This is a genomic window from Kribbella albertanoniae (genome assembly GCF_004348455.1).
GTDB lineage: Bacteria > Actinomycetota > Actinomycetes > Propionibacteriales > Kribbellaceae > Kribbella > Kribbella albertanoniae.
In genome coordinates, this window is sequence record NZ_SMKA01000404.1 from 1 (window position 1) to 5,782 (window position 5,782).

The following is a 5,782-nucleotide window of genomic DNA, read 5'->3' on the forward strand; positions in this document are numbered from 1 at the left end:
GGTGGCCCTGTCCCTATCAGCGGTCAACCAACGCCACCAGACCTGGCGACAACACCCCCCGGATCATGCACACGACAGGGGCAGTAAGTCATACCAGGCCCGGCGACCAGACACCGCTTGTTCACGGTGCACGAAGAAGGTAACGGGCGGTCGGCGAGGCGAGTTTGGGCCTATTCGCACCGGATCTTCTGCTGCGGCGCGATCGGGCAGACCCTCGTTGGCTGATGAGGGTCCGCCCGACCGGCGTTGCCGCGTGCTGGTCTTGGTCAGCGCGATGGTTGTGCGTGGGTAGAACCGGTGTGCGCCGAGTGGTCGTGCTTCGAGTGGTCGTGCGTGGGTTGCTTGAAACTTCGGAAGGTGGCCAGCATCTGCATCAGGACGCCTTCGCTCGTGGCCGCCGTGGCTGCGCTCGCTGGTTGGCAGGCGACGAAATCGGTCGGCGGCCCGTTCGTCCCGGTGTGGGATCCGTTGAAGCCGAACGTCACCGATTCACCCGGCCGGATGACCGAGTTCCAGGAGGCGTTGGAGGCAATCGCCCCGGTGGCTCCGTTGTTCACGACAGTGGCGTCCCATCCTTCGCCGACAATCCGTTGCCCGTTCGGCCAGCTCCAGCGAACCGTCCAGCCGCCGACCGTGTTCTGGCCGGTGTTGGTCACCTTCACACTGGCCGTGAAACCGTTGTTCCACTGGCTAGGCGTCGAGTAGGTCACCGAGCAACTGGTCGGTGGGGGAGGCGGGGGAGGCGTAGGCGTTGGGTCACCCGAACCGGTGGTCAGATTCACGTCCGCACACTGGTAAAACGCTTCCGGGCTATCGCTGCGCTGCCAGATCGAGTAGATGATGTGGCGGCCGGTCTTGTTCGCGGGCAATGTGGCCGGCCAGGTCCACTCCGGACCCTCGGGGCCGCTCCCGTTCAGAGGTGGGTTCGTCACCGCATTCCAGGGGGCTGGCTCCAGGTCGGACCAGCGCAGCGGCTGATTGATGTCCCAGCCGTCCCGGGTGATGTATTGCGTCCAGGTGCCGGGATGCGGCGCCCAGGCGTTGTACCGGATGTTGATCGTCGAACCAGGCTTCAGATTGGTGGTCGGCCAGTCCGAACGCGCCGCCCGGAACTTGCTGAACCGCGCATCGGGCCCGCACAGGTTGCCGTCCGGAATGATCTCGCGATGCCGGCCACCGGCGTTGCTGATCAGGTTGCTGAACCAGTTCCAGAACGGATAGTGATCGCCGTTGTTCCAGGCGTCCGCGCACGCGGGGTTGGTCGGTTTGAGGTCGCCTCCGTTACCGCCTTCCTTGCCGTTGACGTAGCACAGATAGGTCCGGCTACCGGGAAACGTGAACGCGCCATGAGCCTGAGCCACCGGCGCCGGCAACGCCACCAGAAGCGCGCCGGTCAGACCGATCAGGGCAGCACTCAGTGCAATAGGTCGTAAAAGCCTCACAATGATTCCTCCTCCATGGACCGTCTCCCGCGCCGAAAGACGGCCCCCGACAACGGCGCAATGGGAGCGCTCCCGAAACCGTCCCCTGCGCGCGATGCCCAGCGCCAGCCACTTAAACGTTTCGGGGTCGGTCGGGTCTGTGGCTGGGCTGCTCGGCGAGGTCGTCGGCCCGGCCCGTGAACATTTGAGGGGCTATCCGTTGAAGTTGCCGGTTCTCCGGTCAGATGTTGAGGGGAGAACCGGCACATTGAGGGGATATCCGTCCGTGTTGCTGGGTGGGTTTTGTACGGCGGCGGTCGTAACAGTGCGCTCGGATGCGCCCGGTCTCCTACGGCGGTGGCGCGGCAGGTTTACCGCTGGGTGCGGCTGGGCGGGATGCCCGGCTCGGCGGGATGGCGAGGCCGGCGGGCAGAGGTGGAGGTCGGCGGGCAGAGGTCAACGAGGCCTGGGGCGGACGGGTTGTGGTTGCTGCCGGACGGGTTGTGGTTGCTGCCGGTGGTGACGAGGCGTGTCGCGGACCCGTCGCGGGTGGTTCGAGGCAGCGCGGGTTCGTTGGGCGTGCTGTAAACGGCTGTCCGGACGCGGCTGGGGAGTCCTACCACCCGAAAACGACGGGCAGAACTCCCCAACCCCCGCAGCAACCAGCCGACCAGCCGAACCGCGTACACCAACTGGGGACCCCGGACACCCGACCAGATGTCCGAACTCCCCACCAGGTGACCGCAGTACGCCAGCTCACCTGCACGCGGCCCAGCAGAGCGCCGTACCGCAACGTCCGAAGAACACGCGCGCCTGGTTCTCCGGATCGTCGGACGTTAATCACTGCCCCCGGCTAACGTCCGAAGGACACGCGCGCATGGTGTTCTGTTAAGTCTCGTCAGATAGTTCACGGGTGTGTCGCGGGACATGAGTGACGCTTTGCTCGGTCTCGGAGGCTGTTTTCTCGGCGAGGTCGTAGGCGTGCTGCGGGGTGAGACCGTTCAGGCCTTGGTGGCGGGCGGTGGTTGTAGCCGGTGCGGTAGTGGTCGAGCAGGTGCTGCAGTTCGGCCAGGGTGGCCGGCTGCGGGGTCTGCGCGGCGAGCCAGCGGCGGGCGGATCCGCTTGGGCCGCTTGGCCGGTTGCGGAACCATCCGGTACCGGCTGCTCGACACTGCCCCGACAAGACCCACAGCCTCGTCGGGGCAGTCCACAACCGTTCCCGATGTCCACAGACACCAACCGTTACCGATGTCCCAAGACATGACACGCGCGCATGGTGTTCGGATCTTCGGACGTTGTGACGGGCAGGACGGGCAGGACGGGCAGGACGGGCAGGACGGGCAGGACGGGCAGGACGGGCAAAGCACCCACACGCCGGTGAGGAGAACCGGATATTTCGAGGGGAGAACCGGCACATTGAGGGGACCTCGCTCGAACGGGCCTCGGTGATTGACCGGGGTGGGCCGGGGGTTTACGGTGGCGGGAAATCGATTTCTTCCCCCGCCTGAGGAGATCCGGATGCGGAACCGATGGTTGTTCGTCCTGCCCGCCCTGGTCGGCGCCGCGCTGGTTCCGGCCGGAAACACCGTGCCCGCGGCCCAGGCGGCCGCGGTGCCGTCGCCGGCCGAGCGAGTTGCGAAACTCACCGGTCCGGAGTCGATCAACGATACCGAGGCGCGGTTCGCGCTGAAGGCGACCGACCTCGGAATCCTGTGGGACAACGGATCCGGCGAGATCCTGACCGCGTTCGGCGACAGCTATGGGAGCGGCTGGACCGGACCGGGCGGCGGGGTCGGCGACCCGGCCACCATCGACTGGCGGTGCAATCTGCTGCTGCGGAGCAAGGACCGGAATCTGGCCGACGGGATGACGCTGGACTCCGCGGCCGAGGACCGGCCCGGGCACGCCAAGGAGTTCCTGGGCTGCAAGAAGATCGACCGCGACGAGCACACCGTCATCCCGACCGGGGGTATCGCGGTCGGGAAGCGCCAGTACGTGCAGTACATGTCGGTCAACTACTGGGGCCCGGCGGGATCGTGGTTCACGAACTACTCCGGATTCGCCTACTCCGACGACAACGGCGAGAACTGGACGAAGTCGCCGACCGCACGCTGGCAGAACACGTCGACGTGGGACAACAACTTCCAGATGGTCGCGTTGGTGCGCTCATCCGGGTACGTGTACATGATCGGTACGCCGAACGGTCGGTTCGGGAACGCTTACCTGGCTCGGGTTCCCGAGTCTCGGGTGCTCGAGAAGGGCGCCTGGCGGTACTGGGATGGGCGTGGATGGTCGCCGGTGGAGCGGTCGGCGGTACCGATCGCGGTGGGGCCTGTCTCCGAGGTGTCGGTGCAGTGGAACGCGCACCTGGGTAAGTGGTTGATGATGTATCTCGACGAGCAGCGAGCATCCGTCGTACTGCGGACTTCCGCATCGCTGACCGGGCCGTGGAGTGGTGAGCAAGTCGTTGTCCGCGGCACCGACTTCCCGGGGTTGTACGGGACGTACATGCATCCTTGGTCTACTGGGTCGGATCTGTACTTCACGATGTCGCAGTGGGATCCGTACAACGTGTACTTGATGCATACCAAGCTGACGGACGACGGCCAGATCGCCAACCTGGTAACGGATCCCGGCTTCGAGGCGCAGACCTCCAGTACGCCGTCGGCGCCGTGGCAGCTGAACGGTCATGGCGGGATCGACCGGTCCAACCTGGGTCACTCCGGGGTCAACAATGCCTACTTGCGAGCGTCGGTCGGAGCACACGCAGTGCAGCAGAACGTTGCCGTGCGCCCCTATCACCGGTATCGGCTGTCCGCGTGGATCCGGACCGCGGAGAACAATTCCGAGACGATGCTCGGCGTACGGAGTTTGCGCGGGCGGACCATCGTCGAGCGGACGGGCGGGGCGCATCCGGCGTACACGAAGGTCAGCGTCGACTTCGACTCCGGTCGGGAGTCGCTGGTTCAGGTGTACGCCGGGTTCTTCGGGCACGGTCAGGATGTCTGGCTGCAGGTGGACGACGTCGTACTGGAGGAGCGTTAGGGCAGGCGGAGGCCGCGCATCTGCGGTGAGGAGTAGACGTTGGTGATGCGGACGCCACCGAGCCACTCGGTCAGCCGCTCGGCCTCGGCTTCGAGAGCTGCGTGCGCCGCTTTGCCGACGTCGTCGTGGATGACGAGGCGGACGGGCGCGGCCGGATCCTTGTCGTCCTGCAACCAGCAACCGACGATCCGGCCGTCCCACCAAGCGGTGTTGCCGGCGTTGCCGTTGGTATCGAACAGGAACGGCTTGTCCGCCGGGTCCAGGTAGAAGTCCCGCTCCTTCCACCCCATCACGGTCGGGTCCAGTGTCGGGAGCAGCGCGGCCCAGGGCTCCACTTCGTCCGGAGGTTGGGTGTCGTCCGGCAGCACCCAGCCGATGCCTTGGTCCAGCTCGACCTCGACCGCCTCGACATCTGCGAGTGCTCGCCGTACTGCGGTCTTGGTTGCACCTAGCCACCAGACGATGTCCGCCTCGGTCCCAGGGCCGAAGGTCGCAAGCCAGCGGCGGACCAGTACGGCGTACGCGGCGGACTCTTCCAGCGGCTCCGGGATGCCCCCGAGCCAGTGCTCGGCGGACGTCCAGGCAGGTTTGTTGAGTCGCCAATGCCCGGCATTGGCGCCGCGGACTGCACGGCCTTCCGCACCGAGCAGCGTCATCACGACCGGCGCGACAGGCAGCACGGCGGACCACTTCCCACTCGGACCGCCGGACTGGATCTTGCTGTCCAGCAGTGGGACTTGCTCCCGGATCTCGCGGGCGGTCCTGGCGGTGCCATCGGCCAGCAAGTCGAGGACCGCGGCGACGGCCTCGTCGATCCACGCCTCCGGCTCGGTGATCCCGGTGGCGGTGAGGCTCTTCGTCAGTTGCGCCCGCTGCTGACCGGCCACCCGCCGAGCCGCGCTGCCCAACGCGGCCGGCAGCAGGTCCCGCGGGAACACGAAGAGCGTGCGCCGCATCGCCAACTGCTTCACCACGCTGCGCTCGTCGTACAAGGCGCGGTCCACCGCATCGACCGTCACCCCGGCCACCCGCGCCCACAACGACAGGTGCACGGTGGCCGCCTCGGTCGCATGCAGCACGGTCATCCCCCGCACCGCATCCTCGATCCGGTCGAACCGCCGTACCAGCCCATGGCGAACCACAAGCCGACGGCGGCGCTCAGCATCGGAGATCTTCAGCACGCCGCAATCCTGTCAGGCCCCACCGACAGCACGACCTCCCGAAGGACAGGAGGTGTCCCCTGGATCGGCGCGATTTCCGCTCGGCTCAGGCCTGCGGAGCGGTATACGTAGATGACTACATCCTGTCGTTAGGGC

3 protein-coding genes are annotated in these 5,782 nt (G+C 66.5%); 1 reads left to right on the top strand and 2 read right to left on the bottom strand.

The genetic code is table 11. The features are described 5' to 3' along the window. Window positions 1-266: 266 nt before the first annotated feature. Window positions 267-1,442, bottom strand: a complete 1,176-nt coding sequence (locus E1261_RS42750; protein ID WP_238176799.1) for a lytic polysaccharide monooxygenase auxiliary activity family 9 protein — start codon at window positions 1,440-1,442, stop codon at window positions 267-269. Window positions 1,443-2,939: 1,497 nt separating this feature from the next. Here E1261_RS42750 and E1261_RS42755 point away from each other — a divergent pair. After that, complete coding sequence (locus tag E1261_RS42755; RefSeq protein ID WP_132415735.1) at window positions 2,940-4,466, top strand: DUF4185 domain-containing protein; 1,527 nt, start codon at window positions 2,940-2,942, stop codon at window positions 4,464-4,466. Here the strand turns inward: E1261_RS42755 and E1261_RS42760 are convergent. Beyond that, window positions 4,463-5,647, bottom strand: coding sequence for a winged helix DNA-binding domain-containing protein (locus E1261_RS42760; protein ID WP_132415737.1), 1,185 nt, complete (start codon window positions 5,645-5,647; stop codon window positions 4,463-4,465). The genes E1261_RS42755 and E1261_RS42760 overlap by 4 nt on opposite strands. Between the last annotated feature and the right edge of the window lie 135 nt (window positions 5,648-5,782).

Bases quoted from the DNA above. Each gene is read 5' to 3' on its own strand.
- E1261_RS42755 (WP_132415735.1), top strand. From the start codon at position 2,940: ATGCGGAACCGATGGTTGTTCGTCCTGCCCGCCCTGGTCGGCGCCGCG.